24 protein-coding genes and 1 other annotated feature are annotated in these 22,578 nt (G+C 36.3%); of the genes, 10 read left to right on the top strand and 14 right to left on the bottom strand.

What is annotated here, in order from left to right; translation table 11 throughout:
• Window positions 1–476: 476 nt before the first annotated feature.
• Window positions 477–1,061, bottom strand: coding sequence for a GNAT family N-acetyltransferase (locus D9780_RS03750; protein ID WP_073010764.1), 585 nt, complete (start codon window positions 1,059–1,061; stop codon window positions 477–479).
• Between the two features lie 267 nt (window positions 1,062–1,328).
• Entirely contained in the window at window positions 1,329–2,531 is a 1,203-nt protein-coding gene (locus tag D9780_RS03745; protein WP_121639334.1) for a putative glycoside hydrolase, read from the bottom strand.
• Between the two features lie 343 nt (window positions 2,532–2,874).
• On the opposite strand from D9780_RS03745, the gene selD reads away from it, so the two are divergent.
• The 3 genes from selD (at window position 2,875) to trpS (ending at window position 6,314) form a co-directional block, all read left to right on the top strand.
• Window positions 2,875–3,924, top strand: coding sequence for a selenide, water dikinase SelD (gene selD / locus D9780_RS03740; protein ID WP_121639333.1), 1,050 nt, complete (start codon window positions 2,875–2,877; stop codon window positions 3,922–3,924).
• A 22-nt stretch (window positions 3,925–3,946) separates the two neighbouring features.
• On the top strand, window positions 3,947–4,990 hold the full coding sequence (gene mnmH, locus D9780_RS03735) for a tRNA 2-selenouridine(34) synthase MnmH (protein WP_121639332.1): 1,044 nt from the start codon (window positions 3,947–3,949) through the stop codon (window positions 4,988–4,990).
• Window positions 4,991–5,081: 91 nt separating this feature from the next.
• Window positions 5,082–5,260, top strand: a binding site (T-box leader).
• Between the two features lie 55 nt (window positions 5,261–5,315).
• Complete coding sequence (gene trpS, locus D9780_RS03730) at window positions 5,316–6,314, top strand: tryptophan--tRNA ligase (RefSeq protein WP_073011076.1); 999 nt, start codon at window positions 5,316–5,318, stop codon at window positions 6,312–6,314.
• A 316-nt stretch (window positions 6,315–6,630) separates the two neighbouring features.
• Here trpS and D9780_RS03725 read toward each other — a convergent pair whose 3' ends face one another.
• From D9780_RS03725 to D9780_RS03700, 6 genes are all read right to left on the bottom strand, one after another.
• On the bottom strand, window positions 6,631–7,386 hold the full coding sequence (locus D9780_RS03725) for a YjbA family protein (protein ID WP_073006195.1): 756 nt from the start codon (window positions 7,384–7,386) through the stop codon (window positions 6,631–6,633).
• Between the two features lie 166 nt (window positions 7,387–7,552).
• Window positions 7,553–7,756 (bottom strand): YuzI family membrane protein, encoded by a 204-nt coding sequence (locus D9780_RS03720; protein ID WP_073006183.1) that lies wholly within the window; start codon window positions 7,754–7,756, stop codon window positions 7,553–7,555.
• Window positions 7,757–8,252: 496 nt separating this feature from the next.
• Entirely contained in the window at window positions 8,253–9,494 is a 1,242-nt protein-coding gene (gene fabF, locus D9780_RS03715; RefSeq protein WP_121639331.1) for a beta-ketoacyl-ACP synthase II, read from the bottom strand.
• 26 nt (window positions 9,495–9,520) lie between these two features.
• Window positions 9,521–10,462: a beta-ketoacyl-ACP synthase III gene (locus D9780_RS03710; RefSeq protein ID WP_121639330.1), complete on the bottom strand. Its 942-nt coding sequence runs from the start codon at window positions 10,460–10,462 to the stop codon at window positions 9,521–9,523.
• A gap of 407 nt (window positions 10,463–10,869) precedes the next feature.
• A complete protein-coding gene (locus D9780_RS03705) occupies window positions 10,870–11,820 on the bottom strand; it encodes a BMP family ABC transporter substrate-binding protein (RefSeq protein ID WP_121639329.1) in 951 nt (316 codons plus the stop codon).
• A gap of 257 nt (window positions 11,821–12,077) precedes the next feature.
• Window positions 12,078–12,674 (bottom strand): hypothetical protein, encoded by a 597-nt coding sequence (locus D9780_RS03700; protein WP_121639328.1) that lies wholly within the window; start codon window positions 12,672–12,674, stop codon window positions 12,078–12,080.
• 392 nt (window positions 12,675–13,066) lie between these two features.
• Here D9780_RS03700 and D9780_RS03695 point away from each other — a divergent pair, with 392 nt between their 5' ends.
• On the top strand, window positions 13,067–13,240 hold the full coding sequence (locus tag D9780_RS03695) for a DUF2929 family protein (RefSeq protein WP_073006176.1): 174 nt from the start codon (window positions 13,067–13,069) through the stop codon (window positions 13,238–13,240).
• A gap of 181 nt (window positions 13,241–13,421) precedes the next feature.
• Here D9780_RS03695 and D9780_RS03690 read toward each other — a convergent pair whose 3' ends face one another.
• Window positions 13,422–13,760 carry a hypothetical protein gene (locus D9780_RS03690; RefSeq protein WP_073006174.1) on the bottom strand — a complete coding sequence of 113 codons (339 nt, stop codon included), beginning with the start codon at window positions 13,758–13,760 and terminating at the stop codon, window positions 13,422–13,424.
• Window positions 13,761–14,041: 281 nt separating this feature from the next.
• Here D9780_RS03690 and D9780_RS03685 point away from each other — a divergent pair, with 281 nt between their 5' ends.
• On the top strand, window positions 14,042–14,866 hold the full coding sequence (locus D9780_RS03685; protein WP_371413727.1) for an undecaprenyl-diphosphate phosphatase: 825 nt from the start codon (window positions 14,042–14,044) through the stop codon (window positions 14,864–14,866).
• An 81-nt stretch (window positions 14,867–14,947) separates the two neighbouring features.
• Here the strand turns inward: D9780_RS03685 and D9780_RS03680 are convergent, their stop codons facing one another.
• Together D9780_RS03680 and D9780_RS03675 are read right to left on the bottom strand one after the other, a co-directional pair.
• On the bottom strand, window positions 14,948–15,259 hold the full coding sequence (locus D9780_RS03680; RefSeq protein ID WP_121639327.1) for a metal-sulfur cluster assembly factor: 312 nt from the start codon (window positions 15,257–15,259) through the stop codon (window positions 14,948–14,950).
• 155 nt (window positions 15,260–15,414) lie between these two features.
• Window positions 15,415–16,176, bottom strand: coding sequence for a prolyl oligopeptidase family serine peptidase (locus tag D9780_RS03675; protein WP_121639326.1), 762 nt, complete (start codon window positions 16,174–16,176; stop codon window positions 15,415–15,417).
• Window positions 16,177–16,496: 320 nt separating this feature from the next.
• Between D9780_RS03675 and D9780_RS03670 the strand changes: the two genes are divergently transcribed.
• From D9780_RS03670 to D9780_RS03655, 4 genes are all read left to right on the top strand, one after another.
• Entirely contained in the window at window positions 16,497–17,318 is an 822-nt protein-coding gene (locus D9780_RS03670; RefSeq protein ID WP_121639325.1) for a Cof-type HAD-IIB family hydrolase, read from the top strand.
• A 233-nt stretch (window positions 17,319–17,551) separates the two neighbouring features.
• A complete protein-coding gene (locus D9780_RS03665) occupies window positions 17,552–17,701 on the top strand; it encodes a hypothetical protein (RefSeq protein WP_162985778.1) in 150 nt (49 codons plus the stop codon).
• 1 nt (window position 17,702) lies between these two features.
• Window positions 17,703–17,909 carry a DUF3813 family protein gene (locus D9780_RS03660; RefSeq protein WP_073006165.1) on the top strand — a complete coding sequence of 69 codons (207 nt, stop codon included), beginning with the start codon at window positions 17,703–17,705 and terminating at the stop codon, window positions 17,907–17,909.
• 245 nt (window positions 17,910–18,154) lie between these two features.
• Window positions 18,155–18,418, top strand: coding sequence for a NifU N-terminal domain-containing protein (locus tag D9780_RS03655; protein WP_073006164.1), 264 nt, complete (start codon window positions 18,155–18,157; stop codon window positions 18,416–18,418).
• 121 nt (window positions 18,419–18,539) lie between these two features.
• On the opposite strand, the gene D9780_RS03650 is transcribed toward D9780_RS03655, so the two are convergent.
• Together D9780_RS03650 and D9780_RS03645 are read right to left on the bottom strand one after the other, a co-directional pair.
• The gene (locus D9780_RS03650) at window positions 18,540–18,965 is read right to left on the bottom strand and encodes a hypothetical protein (protein WP_121639324.1); all 426 of its coding nucleotides are present in this window, start codon (window positions 18,963–18,965) and stop codon (window positions 18,540–18,542) included.
• A gap of 21 nt (window positions 18,966–18,986) precedes the next feature.
• Window positions 18,987–19,829: a YitT family protein gene (locus D9780_RS03645; protein WP_073006160.1), complete on the bottom strand. Its 843-nt coding sequence runs from the start codon at window positions 19,827–19,829 to the stop codon at window positions 18,987–18,989.
• Between the two features lie 182 nt (window positions 19,830–20,011).
• On the opposite strand from D9780_RS03645, the gene D9780_RS03640 reads away from it, so the two are divergent.
• Window positions 20,012–20,884 carry a DegV family protein gene (locus tag D9780_RS03640; protein WP_073006158.1) on the top strand — a complete coding sequence of 291 codons (873 nt, stop codon included), beginning with the start codon at window positions 20,012–20,014 and terminating at the stop codon, window positions 20,882–20,884.
• A gap of 154 nt (window positions 20,885–21,038) precedes the next feature.
• On the opposite strand, the gene D9780_RS03635 is transcribed toward D9780_RS03640, so the two are convergent.
• Complete coding sequence (locus D9780_RS03635) at window positions 21,039–22,523, bottom strand: alpha-amylase family glycosyl hydrolase (RefSeq protein ID WP_121641419.1); 1,485 nt, start codon at window positions 22,521–22,523, stop codon at window positions 21,039–21,041.
• Window positions 22,524–22,578: the final 55 nt, after the last annotated feature.

The raw sequence follows: 22,578 nt of genomic DNA, 5'->3' as shown, positions 1-22,578 counted from the left end.
GTCATTACTTGTTGGACAACAGCTTGTTTAGGGGACTTGTTATTCGCAATCAAGCAAATAACCTCCCTGCGCGTTTCTACAGAAGAAATAGCGGGATTAAATTTCACAGAACACGGACTCTAGCGCTTTTGCAAGCGGTGAAAATTCCACAACATCTACGCTTGGATTAGCCGCAAAATTAAATCGATTGACTAAGACGAAAGAAATAAGCTAACACTTGTTATATACTATTAGACGATTGCTCTACATTTGTCATTAATTACGTCTAAACCACCATAGAAAAGCCTTTTTACTAAGTAAGTAAAAAGGCTTTTCTAGGTGCTATTAGTCACCCACTTCAAGAATGGGACAATGTGCATTTTACAAGACTAAGCAAGAAATAACCTGCACCTTTATGGGTTTTATTATATTATTAGAAAAACTTACCTATCATCATAAAAAATTGCCGATAAGCACAAGGTTTCTCCATTAATACTTTATTTATCTGCTTGTAAATTGTCAAAAATGTTGTTTTCTCGATCCTCATCGTATTTTAAAACCTCATCTACATGCTGATAACTTCGACCATAGACCTCTTTATCTTTATACGTATGAATTACTTCATACATTTGTTTCATCTGCTCATATATAAAACCTTCTGATTCATTACTTGGCGACCAGTATAGTATCTCCAATTCGGTGTCTTCGTTGGTAGCAAGCGATCTCCTACTATAACCAATCGATTGCGCATGTGCAAAACCTTCTCTTCGGTAAAAATGTAATCTTTTGGCTGTATCCGTATCTTCATAATCAACTGGCTCAACCTCTAGAATAATTGGCTTATTCTTTTCTTTCAACTTCTCAAGTAATGAATGTCCTATCCCTTTACCCCTAGCTTTAGATGACACCCATAAATAATCAATAAAGATGAAAGTATCAAATTCTGCATACATCATTACGTGCAAGTCACTTTCATCTTTGTAATAGACATTACCTTTCTCATCCAAAAGCTTCTCCATATGCTCCTTCGACTTCATCTCCTCTACAGAAAAATAATTATTTAACTTTTCATACCAATTCATTGATCCACTCCCTTATTTTTTAGTACGCTTTATAAGTATAAGTATTAGGAAGATTTGCTTGCCATTAAAACTTTAGCATAAACGGTAGTTTGCCTAATACTATAAACCTTAAAACGTTAAACTTTTTCTATAGTATAACGAAAAAAAGAATATTTGTTAAATTACCAATGAACAAAAATATACTTATAGGATTCACAAAATTAATACATTTTATATAAAAATGGAGAAGTTTTACCGTTTCAATAAACAGCAACTTCTCCAATTTTATTATTCGTCTAATCCAATTGTGTAATCAACATTTTCTGAATACGTGTTACCAGCATTCCAAAGCAAGAACTCATTTATTCCATTTTCATACAACGCCTTAATCTGCGCTTCTACTTCGGCTTTGCCGTATTGCTTCGTTGCTCCAGAATACAACCAAGGTGCTTCAAAATCTTGAAGCCAAGGTCTTGAAACTGGCGGTTCTTCTAAAGCACCTAATACTTTATTTTCCACCTTCGCATACTCATCCACTAATTTATAAGGCTCGGTATCTGGTTTTTCAATACCGAAATAAGATGTCCAATGACTAGGATAAATCATGGATGAAATAATATCTACGTTCTCTGATATTTTAGAAAAGTTCTGTCCAATTCCAGGCGCTTCTTCTATTGTAGCTGCATAACCAAAGATATCTACAGAAACATCAACATCGTAGTTTGATAGTTCATTTCGCGCATATTCTACGAAATCATTAACTGCTTGAACACGCTTTTGCACATCGTCCATTTCACTGTCCTTATAATCACCTAAACTATAATCCAATTCTTTGTCTCTCGTTTCAAATCCTTCCGGAAAACGAACATAATCAAATTGAATTTCTTGAAATCCCATCTGCGCAGCCATCTTAGCCACTTCTACATTGTATTCCCATACTTCCTTTTGAAACGGATTAACAAACGCTTCCCCTTTATTATTAACCCACACTTGTCCATTCTTTTTAAATGACAGGTCAGGACGTTTTTTAGCTAGAACGGAGTCTTTAAAAACTACCACTCTAGCAATCGGATAGATTTCTTTTTCTTCCAGAGTTTCCATCATTTTCTCAGGATTCTGTATCATATTTGAAGCCATATCTTCATAAGGAGAACCTTCTTCAGGAGTGAATGTTAAATTGCCATTATCTTCTTTTACATCAATGACCATTGAATTCAATTCCGTCTGATCAACAAAATCAACAAGATTGTTGAACCTGCTTCCTCCCGCTGAATTTCCAGTCACATAAATACCACGCACCGCATCTGGATATTCAAATGTATAGTCTGAGGTATGTACAAATCGTTTCATACTATCTTTTAACGGCTGTAGGCTAAGTTCACGTTCTTGGTGTAAGCTAGCAGTAGCTGTCTCTTCCCCATGTGCAACCATAGGAAGACTTAATAAAGCAATACTAATCCCTGAAATTAGTAGATTTCGTGTTTTTCTCATGCTTATCAATCTCCATTTTCATAATTGTAGTTCTAGTATAAAGGAAAACCTGTCAATTTTGAATGAAAAATATCAATTTATGTTGAAAATGATTACCATTTCCTAGAACACTCGTTATTTGTTAATAGGACGTGCTAGATTGTATTTTTATAGAAGATAGATCCAATTTTCATTAATTCCTTTTTTACATATGCAAATTTAAAAAGTTTGTTCTATAATAAGGGTTAGATATATTAGAAAAACTTGACTTACCGCCAAAACTTCATGGCGGAAGCGATAGTTTTTCTTAAAATAAAACCTAACAATTATACTTTCCTATAGTATAAGAAAGGAAGTCTTCTTAATGACGAAGAACAATGTAAAACTAACAACGCTCACCACAAAAGGAGGATGCGGTTGTAAAATTGGCCCCGCAGATTTAGCTGACATTATAAAACAACTCCCTTCACCCACTCCAAACCCAAACGTCCTTGTCGGTTTAGATACAAGCGATGATGCTGGAGTATACCAAATTAATGAGGATACAGCTATTGTGCAAACGTTAGATTTCTTTACACCAATTGTAGATGATCCATATTCATTTGGACAAATTGCTGCAGCTAACGCCATTAGTGATATTTATGCTATGGGCGGTACACCAATAACGGCATTGAACATCGTTGCTTTCCCAGTTCACACCTTAGATAAGGAAATTTTAGCCGATATACTACGTGGTGCTGGTGATAAATTGACTGAAGCAGGAGTTGCATTAGTAGGCGGACATTCCATTGATGACAAAGAACCAAAGTTTGGACTTGCCGTAACCGGAATCATACACCCTGCAAAAGTGCGGACAAACAGTGGAGTGAAACCGAATGATAAGCTAATTCTGACAAAACCGATTGGTGTAGGTGTACTAACAACATCAATTAAACGCAATTTACTTACAGATACAGAGATTGAACATGTTACGAAGGTAATGGCTACATTAAATAAAGCAGCTGCTCATATTATGCAAAGGTATGAAGTACACGCCTGTACAGACGTCACAGGTTTTGGGTTGTTAGGCCATGCATCCGAAATGGCCATAGGTAGTGAAATCAGTCTTACTATATACGACCATAAAGTCCCTAAACTACCTAGGGTTAAAGAGCTAGCAGAATTAGGTGCTATTCCTGGTGGTACAAAGAATAATTTTCAACACGTACAAGGAAAAGTCTCTTTTTCAAGTAGCATGGATCAGATAGACCAGTGGATTTTATGTGATGCGGTTACTTCAGGTGGTCTGTTAATGGCCGTAAAGGATAAAGAAGCTGCTCAACTTCTATCTGAACTACAAGCTGAAGGTATACATGCCGCAATTATTGGCGAGGCTACGGAAGATACGAAAGCACATATTTACGTACAGGAGTAAGATAGGAAGAGGTGGCAAAACATTGTTGCAAAATATTACTATTGAAGCACTTAGGTCAATGAAGGAAAAAAAGAAACTTACGCTTATTGATGTAAGATCTCCTTCTGAATTTAACACCGCCACGATTCCAAACATTATCAATATTCCCTTTTTTAATGATGAAGAAAGAGCAGAAGTAGGTACATTGTACAAACAAAAAAGCCCTGAAATAGCTAAAGAGCATGGCTTAAAAATAATGTCTGAAAAACTACCTCATTTTGTGAAAAGTTTTTCAAATACAGATGGAGAAAAGATTGTATTCTGTTGGCGCGGTGGCATGCGGAGTAAAACAACAGCTACTGTTTTAGACTTAATGGGGATTAGCGTTTATCGGTTAGATGGAGGCTATCGCAGTTATCGCAACTGGGTTGTGAACACGTTAGAACATTTAAATTGGGATACGAAAGCACTCGTACTAAACGGTCATACTGGATCAGGAAAAACAACCATACTTAGAAGATTAGCAAAACTAAATTACCCTGTTATTGATTTAGAAGGAATGGCTAATCACCGTGGTTCCATATTTGGTCAAATTGGCTTACAACCACATAACCAAAAAACATTTGATGCGTTGCTCATCGAACAAATAGAAAGCATAAAACAAACGCCATTTATGCTTATTGAAGGTGAAAGTAAGCGAGTAGGTAGAGTGATTTTACCAAACTTTCTCTTAAAAAAGAAGACGGAGGGCACGCAATTTATCATTGAACTTCCCATTGAAGAACGAACCGCAGAAATTATAAAAGAATACGAACCTTGGAAGTATAAAGAATCTTGTTTAGAAGCATTTAAACGTATCAAAAAGCGCATTCATACACCTATTGCTAAACAAATTGAAACGGAATTAAACGCAGGACACTACGAATTAGCAGTCATGCTATTGCTCAAATATTATTATGATCCTTTATACGACTATACGACGAAACAAATACCCGATAATAAAAAAATAAGAATTAAAGCGAAAAATATATCCGAAGCCTATCACTTATTAAAGGAGCAAATAGATAACAGCTTTTATGCCAAATAACCTAATCAGCAAATGACAAGAAATGGCGTAGACGCCAAACTCCTGCCTTGCAATCTTTAACAAAGCTTTATATAATAATACAAAACAAATACCATTAGCGATGACAAAGATATAGTACAATATTCCCGCTGGTTTTTAAGAGAGCTTGTGGCAGGTGAAAACAAGCACCATGGTTTATTGGAATTGGGCTTTAGAGCTTGTTAGCATGAATGAAGTGACCTTTTCTATAGAAGGTAATTAGGGTGGCAACGCGGTTCAATCGTCCCTGTAACAGGGGATAATTGAGCCTTTTTATATGGAAAATAATGAAAATGGAGTGAACAAAATGACAACAATTTTTTCAGGAATTCAACCAAGTGGTACGTTAACTTTAGGAAATTACCTCGGTGCATTAAAACATTTTACGGAACTTCAAGATGACCATACATGCTATTTTTGTATTGTGGATGAACATGCGATTACTGTTCCGCAAGATCGATTAAAACTTCGAAATAACATCCGTTCGCTTGCAGCCTTATATTTAGCAGCCGGTATTGATCCAGAAAAATCAACGCTATTTATCCAATCGGAAGTCCCTGCACATACGCAATTAGGATGGATGCTACAATCCATTAGTTATATGGGTGAATTAGAACGAATGACCCAATATAAAGATAAATCTGCAGATAGAGAAGCTGCTATTCCGTCAAACTTACTCACCTATCCTGCCTTAATGGCGGCTGATATTTTACTATATCAAACCGATCTCGTTCCTGTGGGAGAAGATCAGAAACAACATTTAGAATTAACGAGAAATTTAGCACAACGATTCAACAATCGATATAACGATATCTTTACTGTACCAGAGGTAAGTATACCTAAGGTTGGTGCACGTATTATGTCATTGCAAAACCCTTTAAAGAAAATGAGTAAGTCCGATGAGAATGAAAAAGGGTTTATTTCTATGCTTGATGAACCAAAAAAAATCGAAAAGAAAATTAAGAGTGCTGTCACTGATTCTGAAGGAATCGTAAAATACGATAAAGAAAACAAACCAGGTGTATCTAACCTATTATCTATTCATTCCATCTGCTCTGGTGAATCTATTGCATCCCTTGAACAAAAATATGCGCACAAAGGTTATGGAGAATTTAAGCAAGGAACAGCTAATGCTATCATTGAGGTGCTAAAACCAATTCAAGACAACTATTATTCACTCTTGGATTCTGAACAATTAGATTCAATTTTAGATGTTGGTGCCGAAAAAGCTGCCCTCACCGCAAATCGAACAGTGGCAAAAGCCAAAAAAGCAATGGGCTTAGGAAGAGTAAAAAAGAAAAAATAATGTAAAATCAATGAGTGGGGCTTTTCTGTTATCCCCATTCATTGTTTAGTAACCCAAGGGGGCCTATCGTCCTCTTATGAAAAAAGGGAAATTAAGTGCTGTTATTACCCGCTTTGTTTTGTCCAACACTTATATAAGGGATTAAAAAACGCTTCTCGTTATAACGACTTTCTTATAAAGAAAAAAATCGGGTAAAGCGTAGTTGCTTCACCCGTTACTTTAATACTATAGAAAAGTATAATTTTTAAGTAGTATAAGAAAACGACAGCTTCCACCATAAAGATTTGGCGGTAAGCTAAGTTTTTCTAAACATCCATTATTTCGAAGCATTTTGTTCTTGCCCATTTTCTATTTCCCACATTTTTTCCAAGAAAGGCTGTCCTTTAATAAGTTTGTGACAGAAATCCTCATGCCTATCACTCCACCCTTTTTTCACACCTTCATATAGAGCGGTCCAAACTGCTTTCTCATCCATAAAACGAATATATGGATAACGTTTTGGATTCCATTCTGTTAACCAGTAACGTAACTCTTCCAAATTATTTGTCGTCCATAACTGATCTAGCCCCATCATCATTAATTGTTTTAGTTGACGCTCTCTTCTAGTTAATCCAAAAATGAGTTCTGGTGGCATAGAAAGCATATGGTATTCTTTTTTATAATTGTTCCCGTCATATTTAAACGATTGCACTTTGGCATTTTTTATCATATCGTAGACGAGCTGTTCTTGCCTTGGAATTAATCTGCTTTTTCGAACTGGGATCCGATAACCAATAGTGTCAAAGATAAGGATTTCCTTGCCATCTGTTATAATGCTAGCATATTCTAGAACTGTTCTATCATGCCCTTTGCGCATATAAGCACGTTTATAGATAGCGTCTAAAAGCGGTTTTGGGATTTCCTGCATATCATTTTCAATATAAGAGAACAGTTCTTTCGTTATGTATAATAATGGTATTTGATCTAATAATTCAATACCATCATCTTTACGCCACTCATGAAAATAACATACATTATAACCATTCTCTTCTCCTTCAAACCAATTCACCCAAACATCATGCATATATAGCATAAAACAACCCTCACTTTTTCAAACTGAATTTAACATACATTATGACCATCTAGCAGACAAAATATTCTAGTTGCAACATATTATTTTTCAAATAAGCGTTTTGAACTATATATTTTCAACAAACATTTTTTAAATAGTTACAACCAAGCATTCGTGAAATAGACGGCTAACTGTTTGGGTAACGTTTTAAAGCAATATGCATGATAATTAGTCCAACTGGAAGAAAATAACATTCTACTCTGCTAGCTATAAAACTCATATACTCCCCCCATGATAGACCAGCTGGAAGAAAATTCATATATGCAATAATGGTGACACCACCCATAATAGAAAAACCAAAGCCCATTAAAAATAAAAACACGTATCCCATTTTCCCTCTCCTGCCTTGTCCTTTTTAATAGACTATGCTTGTCCTAAACCATACATGTTAGAAAAACTGCCCCTTTTCCAACTCTCCATGGCGAAAGGCGTCGTTTTTCTTATACAATAAACTTTTATACTTTCCTATAGTGGAACAAAGGCTTTGGGCACCCGGCTAGCAACGTAGCGACTGGAACGAATCAACGAAAGTTTTAGGAATCATGCTCCTGCAACAGGAGTATGCCGGCGCCCTCCAGCAAGCCCGTTTTTAGTTGGACTTCCTCTTAACCACGAACCAATGATGACTTAGCGTAGGGCAATGGAGTGAAGTCGCTAGTTGCTGGGTGCTTGCGCCGGACGTGGCTAAATAACTTAGTAAGTTTATCCACAGCTGCTAAAATTTTATAATTTCCTAGACCACAAAAAAAGCCGATCAAATTTGATCGGCTTTCTTATTTTTTATGACGTTTCACAACTACGAAGCGTTCCTTCTTCTCACTTTCTAACTATGCTTGGTATTTCTTAAATAGTAGTGCAACATTATGACCGCCAAATCCAAGCGAATTACTTAACACAACTTGAACATGCTGTTTTCTTGCCCTGTTTGGAACATAATCCAAGTCGCAATCTGGGTCAGGATGTTCAAGATTAATGGTAGGCGGAATGATTCCTTCTTCAATTGCTTTAACAGAAATCACCGATTCTACACCACCAGCAGCACCTAGTAAATGTCCTGTCATTGATTTTGTTGAAGAAATGGCAACATCATTCGCATGGTCGCCCAACACTGTCTTTATAGCAGCAGTTTCAAATTTATCATTAAGGGCTGTGCTCGTACCATGTGCATTAATATAATCAACCTCATTTGGTGCAATTGTTGCATCATTTAACGCCATATCCATCGCACGTCCTGCACCTTCACCATTTTCTGCTGGCGCAGTAATATGATAAGCATCACCAGTAGCACCGTAACCAACAATTTCTGCGTAAATATGCGCGCCACGTTCTAACGCCTTTTCTAAGTCTTCTATCACTAAAATACCACTACCTTCCCCCATTACAAATCCATCACGATATTTGTCAAATGGGCGACTTGCTTTTTGTGGATCTTCATGAAGAGAAAGTGCTTTGGCAGAAGAAAAGCCAGCAAACGCCATATTAGATATCGGCGCTTCTGTTCCACCTGTAATAACAGCGTCTGCATCCCCACGCTGCACAGCTTTAAACGCATCACCTATGGAGCTTGCGCCTGAAGCACAAGCTGTAACAGAACATGAATTTATTCCTTTTGCACCTAATTGAATAGAAACTTGACCCGCAGCCATATCTGGGATCATCATTGGTACAAAAAATGGACTAACTCGCTTAGGCCCTTTTTCTAACAGTTTTCGATGCTGATCTTCCCAAGTTTGCATACCACCGATACCACAGCCAATCCAAACGCCTACACGATTCCGATTATCATCATCAATAGTAAGGTTGGCATCTTCAACCGCCATTTTTGACGCTACAACAGCGTATTGTGTAAACAAGTCCATTTTACGAACATCTTTCTTCTCGATATAGGCACTTGGATCAAAATCTTTCACTTCTCCAGCTACTTTAGCCGGAAATAGCTCTTTATCCACTTTGGTAACGAAATCAATCCCAGACTTCCCTGAAATTAAGTTTTCCCACATGGTACTAACATTATTTCCAACAGGCGTAACAGCACCAACTCCTGTTACTACAACTCTTCTTTGTTTCATATGGTTTTCCTCCTAGCTCCATCCAGTTATCTTCCCCATTTTATCGCTAAGGCGCCCCATGTTAAACCGCCGCCAAAGCCAACTAAAACGATCAAATCATTATCATTTATTTTACCATCTGCGACTGATTCCGACAAAGCAATTGGTATAGAAGCTGCAGAGTTATTGCCATACTTCTTTACTGTTTTCGCCATCTTATCTTCGGCGATACCTAATCGTTGTCGAGCCGCCTCCATGATGCGGATATTTGCTTGATGTGGCACTAAATAATCTACATCATCTTCTTTATATCCAGCAGCTTTAATTACATTAACAGATGATTCTGGCATTTGTCTAACAGCAAATTTAAATACTTCACGACCATTCATATATAAATAACCAGTATCTTTTTCCTGCTTTAATTCTTTTCCGCCTGCGCCATTAGCACCTAATTCGAACGAAAGAATCCCTTTACCATCGGATACTTGGCCCATTACAGCTGCACCAGCACCATCACCAAATAATACACATGTGCTACGATCTGACCAATCAGTAATCTTTGACAGCTTTTCTACACCTACAACTAATACATGTTTATATGTGCTGTTTTCAATAAATTGCTTTGCTGTTACCATCCCATACATAAAACCTGAACAAGCTGCACTAATATCCATGGCTGCTGCATTCATTGCACCTAAACGTTCTTGAATCATACAGCTAACAGAGGGAAATGGTGTGTCAGGAGTTACTGTTGCGACTAAAATAAGGTCTATATCGTTAGGTTTTAGATTTGCATTGTTAATAGCTTTTTCTGCTGCTAAAAACGCCATATCTGAAGTATCCATGTCCTCTTCTGCTATTCTTCTTTCTTCAATACCTGTTCTCGTACGAATCCACTCATCATTTGTATCGACGATCTTCTCTAAATCATGATTCGTAACAACTTTTTCAGGAACATAATGACCTAAACCTAAAACACCAACATCCATATTTCCATCTCCTTAAAAAATAATCTAAAATTATTATTATCTATTATTATTACTTGGTACTAATTTTAATGTATCGTGATTTTTTTTGCAAGTTACAGGCTGATAATCTTACCTAGCTAATGATGGTTTGTAGATAGGTTCCTTTTATTCGCTTACTACTTTTTCATGGCATTAGCGAAAATTAACCTATCGTCCATTCTTTATAACATCGAACGCTTTTACTATTTTTCTATGGTTCGTTTAAATTCTCTGTCAATACTTGTTACGGCACAGAAGTTTATGCGAAGAGCTTTAATCTACTGTAGACTTGTCCAATTAAGTATGATCTTACAGCAGCTTATATTCAGCTTAAAAAGGGGGGAGAGGTCACTTTCAATACCGAATAGTAATCGATATGAATAACATAACTACATTTCAGGGAGCAATCCCGTATTTGTATAATGTTCCATTGCTTGGTTCATCTCATATTGATAAGAAAGGGGCACTTGGTCACTAAAAGGCGCTAAAGAAATAACACCATCTTGAAAATCAAAGCTTTTTAATTGTCCGGTTAATTTGCGATCATTCACATGTTCCACTGCATATTCATACAGTTTCTCTACATGATGGACAGTCGAAGTTAAAACTGTATTTTTTGCTAACTCTGCTTGATTAGTCCTATACCCAATGGCATAAACCTCATCTCTTTTTGCATACTTAATAATCTCTTCACTAAAAGTATCACCTATTGGATAAAATACATCTACACCCGTTGATTTCATTTGTTGGTAAATCCCTTGTGCTGTTTGCACCTCATTCCAGTCATTTAAAAAAGCTAATTCTATTTCCGCTTTCGGGTTTACATTTTTAACTCCCTCAAAAAAGCCTTCAATCTCTGACTGCCATTCATAAGTAGCAATGATGCTCACTTTATTTGCAGCTGTCATTTTACCAGATAACATACCAGCAAAATATCCAGCCGCATACGTATCAAATGTAAAACTAGTTACATTTTTTGCAACATATGAACCATTAAAATAAACAAACTGTATATGGGAATAATTCTCAGCAACATCTGTAAAGTGTTTTCCATAAAAAGAACTATGGCCAAATATAAGATTTACTCCTTGATTGGAAAATTCCTCAATCGCTTTAATAATTTCCTTCTCAGTTGCCACATTTTCTTTATAATAAACATCCATTCCATACTTTTCTCCTAATGAAACAAGTCCTTGGTACCCTTTTTCATTCCATACGTGATCAGAGATGTTTCCGTTTAATAACATACCCACATTCTGTATTCGCTGTTCTGTTTGCAAGGGACTACTACAGCTACCTAGTATCAATAACACGCTAATAATGACAAAAACATTTCGCAATAGAAACACCTCCCACTCTACTTCCGTATGAAGACAACCGCCTTTTTTATGCTATAGGAAAGTTTAAAGGTTTATCGTATAAGAAAAACGACAGCTTTCACGATAAAGATTTGCATTAAGACATGTTTTCATAAAATCACTTTACAAATTACGTGTACTTATAATTGTTGCTCATCTAACGCTGGCTATGGAACAAAAAGTCCACGTACTCAAAATTTTACCGTTCGCTTATAAGTCCGTTAATATACGTCCTTTGGTCAGAACCTCTTCCCTAATCGTTGATTTCGAAAGTGTTGAATGACCTGATTAACTGTCGCCTCTTTAGGTCTATTGTCCTTAATATCTATATAATTATCAAGTTTTATTTTGTTTACGTTTTGCTTCTCCTCACCTACCTCGTACATTTCTAACCAATTAAGAAAAACGTCTATAAAATCATGAATATATACGGCATGTTGAAGGAAATAATCCGATGAAAAAGGAACAAGTTCTCCTTGAAAATACATACCATTCTCTGACATAGGCATCCATTCACCAAATAAAAGAGGTAATTCAATAAATACGCCATTTAGGCTTGTAGATCCATGTACTGTACTTGGATGTGCTAGTGTTACACATACTTCCGCAGAAATATTGACATCTTCATGGATGGAACCAAGGCAAATGAATTGTTCATATATTTCGTTTTTATCACCTGAATAAAAAGAAAAATTACTATTTCTCCCCAAAAAAAGAGACAGTGAATCATCTTTCTTACAGTCTACAATCCCTTCCACTTTCATGCCTTGTTCCAATAATTGATTCGTGATATGAAAACCAATCCAATGATTACAATTTGCAACCGCCGTAACCAAAGACACCACTCCTGTTCGTAATTTTTTTCATATATACGGTATACAGAAAAGCTTTTAGCAGAGCTCCCCGCAACATTTGAACGGATGACTAGCAAGGGCAGTACTTCAATTTCTTTCTGCAAATAATGCATTTAAGCCCTGTTATCTCCGAGGAAACTTCTCTAGCATACGTCTTCCTTACTTCCATTAACTTTCTTTTCGAATACATGACTGGATATAGAATAAGTACTCATTGTTCCATAATATTCTTATGGAGAAAAGAACTCTTCCATTCGTTACATTAATGTTATGATTTTCAATAAATGCAAGTTATACTTTTTTTTTCATCTTTGTTTTGGTAAACTAGAAAGAGATATTTCTAATAAAGTTACTGTGAAAAACGAGGTGTTATCATGCGATACATTGTTACACTTTTCTGGTCATGTTTAATTGGCGCAGTGGTTTCCTATGTTTTATCAAGTATGGGAAGTGAACCATTCAACTTAACAGCAACCATCGGATTATCAGTCGTCTTCTTTGTTATGGTATCCGTACTAGGTGACGGTATTTTAAAAGAAGATAACTAAGTCCATTTATAATGACACTGCAACTGTGTGGCAAGCCCACACCGTTGCTTTAGTTTATTCTCCATACATAGCTAATTTCAGGATTGTACGTTTGTACCGTACCCACAGTTGCCTAATTGAAGAAAAGGGAAAGCCCTTGCCTCTTTTTAACGTATAAGGCAAGGGTTTTTTCTTGTTTCCATTAATACCATGGTAAAATGCTGAGTGCAGCTAAAGCTGTTAATGGTAAAATAAGCCTTCGAAATCGGTTAGGAGGGTACCCATATCCTCCGTAACCATAACCAGGCCCACCGTATCCTGGATAGCCATAACCAAATTGTCTGTGATGTTGGCTATGCCCTTGCTGCATATGTGAGTGATGTTGTTCATGCGCTTCTATTGGTACTGCTAAATATACAGATTCGTGATCCAAACCAGTTATTATCCCGTCAACGCTAGAACCATCTACTAACTCAATAAGCACATAAGCATGCATATGATCCTTACAAACATCGTATATATGTTGATGACTGTGACTCATATTATCTGCCTCCTCACCACACAGCCTATTCATTTGCCCATAGGTTGGTGACTTGTATAGTGGTCAAAATCTACTATTGCAACAAGTTTTATCGCAAGGCTCTGAGGTTTCTTAAAGGGATATGAGTATAAATCGCCCTTCTTAACGTTTTGTTTTCTATAGTACAGCTAAAGAGCTTACAAAATTGTAAGCTTCCTGTAAGGTAAATGAATACCTTGATTTTCCATTTAAGTTTAATCTTACAAAAGAGAAATATTGGAGAGGATTTTTTCATGGACGCTATATCTAGCTTAAGTATCATTTTAAAATATTTATTACTCGGTTTATTTCAAGGTTTCACGGAACCAATACCTATTTCATCAAGCGGACATTTAGTTATGCTTCGTGATCTCCTTCATTTACAAGTCGAATTAACAGGATTGTCATTTGAAATTTTAGTAAATTTCGGATCACTAATCGCTGTCCTGGTCGTTTTCCGTAAAGATTTAATTCGGTTAACAAAAAATGGGCTTCGATTTGTTTTACAAAAAGATAGAGATAATGAAGCAACAGCTGACTTTCAATTTATCGTATTTCTAATTGTAGCAACCATTCCTACGGGAGTTTTAGGCTTCTTATTAAACGACTATATAAGTGACATTAAAGCTGTTGCTGTCGGATACACCTTGCTGATTACTGGGGCAGCTTTATGGATAATTCGTAATCTTCACGGGAAGAAAAATGACGGAGATTTAACGATAAAAGACGTACTTATTGTCGGTGCAGCACAAGCCGTCTCATTAGTTCCTGGGATTAGCCGTTCAGGTGCTACTATTGTTGCTGCTATGCTTGTCGGCATGAAGCGGGAAACTGCTTTTCGTTTTTCATTTTTACTTTATATTCCCGTTAGCCTTGGGGTAACGATTTTAGGAGTAAGTGATATTGTCAAAGATGAAAGGTTTAATGAATTAATGATTCCTTATGCTATTGCCTTTTTAGCTTCCATTATTGCTACCTATTTTGCCCTTAAATGGTTCGCTAACATCATGGCTAAAGGCAACCTAAAGTATTTTAGTTTCTATTGTTTCGTAGTTGGAATTCTAGCAATTATTATCTTTACACGATAAAACACAATGGATTCCATGGAATAAAAAAAGCAGTTGTCTATGTCAGGCAACTGCTTTTGATTTATTTTCCTAGATAATAAATTAATCCGGAATACCTAGTGCAATTTTAGCATAACGTGACATTTTTTCCTTGCCCCATGGAGGGTTCCAAACAATGCTAACTTCCGTTTCTTTCACTTCAGGAATATCAGATAATGCGTGTTTCACATCTTGCTCAATATGTCCAGCAAGCGGACATCCCATAGAAGTTAGTGTCATGGTAACCTTACATATACCTTCTTCATCTAATTCTACATCATATACTAAACCTAAATTAACAATATCTATGCCTAATTCAGGATCAATAACATTTTCTAATGCACCAAAAAGATTCTCCTTTAATGCTTCATCCATACAATTTCCCTCCTCCAATATGTTACTACTATTTAAACATATTTTTGTGTATATTTAAAGAAAACAACGCTTGTTACAAACAGTTTGAAAACGGTTTGAATGAATTCCTATGCTTGTAAGCTGGGAATATTTATGTAAAATAGCGTATAACTTGATTATAAATGATCTACAAACCACTTTACCGTTTCAAGTGTGGCAAATCTTCCTACTTTATGACCACGATTTGCTTCTCCTAGAAATACAATATCTTTAGAGTTAGCATAAGTTGGTGCTACTTGTTTATAAAAAGAGTAAGCATGATTAAACGGTACAATTTCATCTGCTTCCCCATGCCAGATAAACAACGGACGTTCATTTAACTTCTCTGGTTGCTGAGACAAATCATACTTGGCTAGCTGATCCAACAAGTTCGTAATTTCTTTTTGTTCTACAGGCAGATCGCCCTTTTGTTTAAACGCATCAATAATTTCCTGAGCAAAGGTTGTAATCTTCGGTGTACCCATTAAGATAGCAGCTGCTTTAACCCATTCATATTGGGTAATGGCAGCAGAAGTCGTTATTCCTCCCATGCTTGTCCCCGCAACGCCAAAGCGATCATCTAATAATAATCCAGCTTCATCTACATAATCCTTTATATATTGTAATTCAGTTACATTTTGTACTACAATATCCCAAAAGGATAGTTGTCTTTCCTCCGCATGAATGCTATTTTCTCGGGCGCCATGATACTTGCTATCAGGCAAAATAACCCGGTATCCTTTTTGAGCAAGTAAAAATGCTAGGGGCAAATTATGCTCTTTTGCGCTGGTAAACCCGTGGAAATAAGTAATTACGGGCAAAGCGACGTCGTTTTTTTCTGCATCCACTATAATTAAGCTTGGAATGGTGTCAATTTTCTCTTCATATATTCCGATCATGCTACACTGTCCCCTTATGTACGTATTCGTATATTTTTCATTCTACTATCACAAAGAATGCCTATCAACTTTTAATCATTACACCGTTCATTCTTTAATTGAAAAACTTACATTATTATTGGATTATAATTGATAAAGCATCTTTCTCCCAATTGTTTGGGCACCGAATAAGTCATCTAAATATATTTTGTTTTTAATTTTTTAATCTAACAGTACTTTATGTGCAGAATAGAGCAAGACACATAGATGTTAGGACAAGTTTTAACTTTACATTCCTTCGTTTCGACTATACACTATGAACAGATGAGGTGATTGTAAATATGCAAACAAACAGACACTTAATAGCATTAGATCTTGATGGAACACTGTTAACCGATAAAAAAGAAATCAGCCCTAAAACAAAACAAGCCGTTTTAAGAGCAATGGACGAAGGTCATATCGTTGTTATTGCAACAGGCAGACCACATCGGGCAAGTATTGGTTATTATAAAACATTAGGGTTAACTACTCCGATGGTAAACTTTAATGGTGCACTTATTCACCATCCAAATGATAAGAAATGGGATGCTCTGCACAGTCCGATGTCCATTCGAACAGCTCATAAAATTATCGGAACGTGTTATGAGTTAAATGTACGAAATATTTTGGCTGAAGTTATGGATGATGTGTATTTAGATCAATATGATCAGGCCATTATTGATATATTTCATATGTCACAAAATGACCCCCCTTTTACAATAGGGAGTCTAAGAAATAAATTAACAGAAGACCCTACTTCTATCTTAATTCATCCGAAAGATGAACATATTTCCACATTGCGAAAGAATCTCGATGACTTTCATGCTGACCTTATTGAACACAGAAATTGGGGAGCACCATGGAACATTATTGAAATTGTTCGCAAAGGAATGAATAAGGCTGTTGGTTTACAGAAGATTGCTCATTATTTCCATATCCCCACAGACCGCATTATCGCTTTTGGTGACGAAGATAATGATTTAGAAATGATTGATTACGCCGGGGTAGGTGTAGCTATGGCCAATGCAATTGATGAATTAAAATCCATAAGTAAATACGTGACAGATTCTAATGAAGAAAACGGAATAGCAAATTTCTTACAAACCTATTTAAAACTAGGCTAAAATCTGTTTCTTATGGCGTTGTTAGGCACTTTTACTGCTTAAAAATATCTTATTATCGCTAAAAATTCAATTATTTCCATTTATAATTATGGAGAACAAGATCACACTAAGGGTGAGCACAATTCATGTGTTCACCTTTTTTGCTTTCGAATAGCAGGAGACGTAATAAAACGCCTAGGATAACTTCAATCATGATTTTTCAAAAAGTGCATATGCACAAGGGAGGAAATATCGTGAGTAAAGCAAGTAAATCAAAGCGTTTTGCCCAACAGAGCGCAGATTCTGTAAAAAAGCATGCTGAACGCTTCCCTTATCGAAGCAGATTCTCTGAGGTGCAGAGAAAACAAGATGAAGCTGATAACCATACAGTAGGAGGGTTTTAGGTTGGAAAACAATCAAAATAATTTATTTCAACAAGCAAGAAATGCTGTGATGAACTTTATGAATCAGCAAAACAATGCTTCTAATGCAGAAGATAAACAAGCTGCACAAAATGCGATTCAAGCTGCTTATCAGGATGCTACACCTGAAGAAAAACAGCAATTACAGCAATTGGAAAATCAATTGAGACAACATAATCAAATACAGTAACCTCTGCAATTAGTAACTTGTATTTGGTTAACCCCTCTAGAAAGTCCCTTAACAGGGGCTTTCTTATGGATAAGTTAATAACTACCATTACCAATTTTAGCTTCGAACTGCCTAACATACATTGATGTTACGAACAAAATACGAAAAGACACGCCTTTAACACATATGCTTAGCAACAAAATACTTTTTAATCCTTCTTATATCTGCTATTATTGAGAATAAGTATGATTTAGGAGGGATGAAATTTGAGTATTCGTGCTGAAGCCACCCCGAATCCAAATGCAATGAAATTTACTACAGATAAAATAATATTTGAAGGAACAAACAGTATATCCATAATGCCTGGAGATACGAGTGAATATGACATTTTAAATGACTTAATGCAAGTAGAAGGTGTAGATAATGTTTTTGGATATCAAAACTTTATTACCGTAAATAAGCAATTCGATACAGAATGGGATGATTTAATACCAAAGGTAACGGAAGTAATAGAAAAAAATGGATTTTAAAAGGCCAGCATCCTTATTGCTTGGCCTTTTCTTACATGATAGAAATAAAAAAAGTTTTTGCTGCTTTCGCCATATTGGCTTGGCGACAAGCCAAGTTTTTCTAACATACACGCCCTTTTGGTTATTTGTTTTCAACATCTACAGGGAAATAATTCGGGTTTATTTTTTCACCATCATGATTCTTTCCATATATCACAATTACTGGAGGTTCCTCCGCATTCAATGTTTCCTCTGGCAGTTCAACCTCTACCATAAACTTCTCCCATTGCCCTTTCTTCTTCTCTAAAGGTAAAGCCGTTTCGTCACTAAGAGACTCTCCTTCATGTTCCAATTGGTAGAATACATTCGTTTCATTCGCATGCACTTCACCTTGTAAAACAGCTATTCCATCGTTCACTTCCATATCCAAGTTTTCAAAACGAACGCCGTTTGCCTGTGCTTCTCGTGTTGAAGTGTCTTTGGCTGTAGTGCCAGCCTTTTCATTCTTCGTACTACATCCAAAAAGTACTAATGATATAGCTAAAAACAAGAAAACTTTTTTCCACATAGCTCCCGCTTCCTCTCTTTTTTAATCTCTGCGAAAAAAACCAAATATACCTGTCGTTTGAACGATATTTGTAAATGCGTTCGGGTCTACTTCATTAATAATTCTCTCTAAATCATACAATTCATACCGAGTGATGACCAGATAAAGCATATCCTTATCTGTTTTCGTATAAGCTCCTTTAGCTGGAAGAATCGTAATACCACGTACCATAGTTTGGTGAATAGCAGCCTGCAGTTCATCCGCTTTACGAGTAATGATCATAGCTGTAACCTTTTCATGACGTGTATGAAGAGCGTCAATTACACGTGTCGTTACGTATAAAGTAAGTAAGGTATACAAAGCATTTTCTGGTTCATATAAAATACCAGCGAATGCTATAATAATCGCATTTAACATTAAAAAATACGTACCTATCGGTTTATCTTTCATTCTCGATAGAACCATCGCCACAATGTCCATTCCTCCAGTGGAAGCACCGACTTTAAGTGTAATCCCTACACCAGTACCACCAACAACACCACCAAAGACAGCATTTAAAATAATGTCTTCTGATATTTGAACCATAGGAATAAATTCTAGAAAAAGAGTCGTGCAAAATACAGAAACGACACTATAAATCGTAAACCCTTTACCTACTTTAAACCAACCCAATATAGCAACAGGGATATTAAATAGAGCTAATAAAATTCCCGTACTAATTCCGATGCCAACGAAATCATTAAAAACGCTAGATGCTAATTGAGCAGCACCAGTAAACCCACTAGCATACACATTTGCTTCAATTAAGAAAAAGTTCAGAGATATTGCATTAAGCAACGCTCCAAAAATGACTACTGCAATTCGTTTTGCTTCAAAAATGAACATAGAGGCCTCCTTCTCCGTTTACAGATAATTAGTCTGTCATCATACACACACCCAAACGCTAGATGTCATTAACTTTTTTATTTGAAAATTATTAAAATTAAACATTCCTTTTTTTTGACTAACTACATAAACAACTATAAACTAAAAGAAAGATTACTAAAAGGAATGTAGGTGAATAAACGATGGATATTAAAATCCTTGCCGATTCAGCTTGCGATTTAACAGCAGATTATTATAATAAATACGACATAGCATTTATACCATTAACCGTCCGGCTTGATGATAAGGATTACGAAGATGTCAAAACAATAGATCCTAAAACAGTTTACCACGCAATGCGTGATGGGAAAACCCCAAAAACATCGCAAGCTTCAGCTCAACGTTTTAAGTCTATTTTTACATCTCATGCTGAAGCAAATCAACCTTTAGTTTACCTTGCTTTTTCTTCTCAACTATCTGGTACATATCAAGCAGCAAAAATGATGGAACAAGAAGTAAAAGAAAGCTATCCCGATGCACCTATTCACGTAATTGATACGAAATGTGCTTCACTAGGGTATGGGCTTGTTGTACTTCATGCAGCAAAGCTTGCCAAGCAAGGAGCGGCGTTACAAAGAATCGTAGAATCAAGTAAGTCCTGCGCTCTTCATATGGAGCACATCTTTACTGTTGATAACCTAGAATATCTATATCGAGGTGGCCGTGTAAGCAGAACAGCAGCGTTTGTTGGTTCTTTGTTAAAGATTAAACCAATTCTTCACGTAGAAGATGGGAAGTTAATTCCTTTAGAAAAGATACGCGGTTCAAAAAAATTGTTTCACCGTATGCTAGAAATCATGGAAGAACGCGGTGATGATTTATCAAACCAAACCATTGCAATCTCCCATGGCGATGACTTCGAGCGAGCAGAACAACTTGCTTCCATGATTAAGGAGAAATTTCACGTAAAAGATGTTATTATTGAGATGGTTGGTTCGGTTATAGGTGCGCATTCAGGGCCTGGAACGATTGCACTCTTCTTTTTAAATGATACCGATTTTGATCGCCCTGCATAAATGGAAGCACCAAGCAGAAAAGGGACTTTACATCCCTCTTCGCAAAGTAACAATACGAAGAGGGCAAAATCCCTTTGTGAAATGCGCAAATAGAATATTCGATTTCTTCTATTGTAATAAATATCACCAAGAATCGCCTGCTTTGTAGTCTCCGTTACCCCTCATTTTTCTTTTGTTTTCTAGATAACACCACTATCCCAACGATAAACAATAAAAATATACCGATTATAAAACCAATAAACCACCAGTTAAGCCCTGTGTCTTCTTCTACAGAGAATATTTCTACCATCTCTCTATCTAAACCAACCCGATATTCTCCGTTGCCATTAGCTCGAAAGGTTTGATCACTTAAATATCCTCGCAATTCTTTTCCTTCTTCTACATCTGAAATGGTAACAGAACGTGTTTTTACATCGTTATTAATAGCAATATACATCGTTTGCCCATCATAAGTACGTTTAAACACACTCATTGCTCCATCTGTCCCTACCATTTCATAGTTTCCTCTTCGTAAGGCGGAAAACTCTTGACGTAAGGAAGATATCCTATTAAAAAACTCCGTTAATTCTTTATCTCCACTGTTAAACTCTACCATCCGTTGTACTTCATCCAATGTGGAACCATACATCGGCAGATGAGAACCTTGATAGATGACGGGGACATCTGGCATGGAATATAAAAAGGTTAAAGCTAATTTCCAAGCTGTCAATGGATTTCTGCCATTTTCCGCTAAAGTTTGTGTAAAACGCTCCATAGATTGGTCATCCATAAATAGCATATCAACAACACTATCCTGCATTGTTGCTTCAAATATATTTTCCGGTGAGACACCGGGTTTAGAAAAAACATCACGCATTGCTTGCTGTGCATTATGGTTCTCAACAGCATCAATATGTTGATTTTCCTGTAAAGTAGTTACATCAGATTTTCCCTCTAGTACATCTGCTAACAAATAAAAATTTTCATCAGATTGTTTTATTTCATTTGAAAGTAGTTTTAAAAACGATGGGGAAGCTTGGTCTGCAGCGTGTAATTGGAAACCGTCAACATCCGTTTCTTCTTTCCAATACTTTGCTACATCGACTAAATAATCTTGTACTGCTTCATTTTCTTGATTCAATGCAACAACATTTTCTCCCCAAGCTGTGTTTACTTGTGCATCTCGATCGATCCAATCCGCTTTAGATGGATTAGTAACAATCGGATGGCTTTTAGCAACATACTTCGTGACAAGCTCCAAAACAACTTTTATCTCTCTTTCATGAGCTTCATCAATTAACTTTTGCAAACTTTCCATATCACCAAATTGCTGTTCTACGTTATAAAAGTCTTCTATCCAATAACCATGATAACCGTCTGGTGCGTTTGCCATAATAGGTGACAGGATGATGGAAGTATACCCCAATTCCTCAAAAGTATCCAACCTATCTGTAATCCCTTCCAAATCACCACCATGATATGCTTTTGGATTATCAAGATCAATTTGTTTATCACGTTCAACATTTAAATTATTATAGCGGTCAACTAAGATACGATAAAAAACTTCATCTTGAATGCTTGTTTCATCCGCTTGAACCATAGTTGGTACATAAATAAAAAACATGAAACTAACTATTAAAAAAGCAATTACTTTCTTCATCACTTCTCTTTCCCCCGTCCATCTTTTTCTTGTCCGATTATTTTTCGCTTTATCT

Source organism: Virgibacillus sp. Bac330, assembly GCF_003667845.1.
Lineage (GTDB): Bacteria > Bacillota > Bacilli > Bacillales > Amphibacillaceae > Virgibacillus > Virgibacillus chiguensis.
Note: the sequence above shows the minus strand (reverse complement) of the source record. Positions and strands in the feature narration are given on the sequence as shown.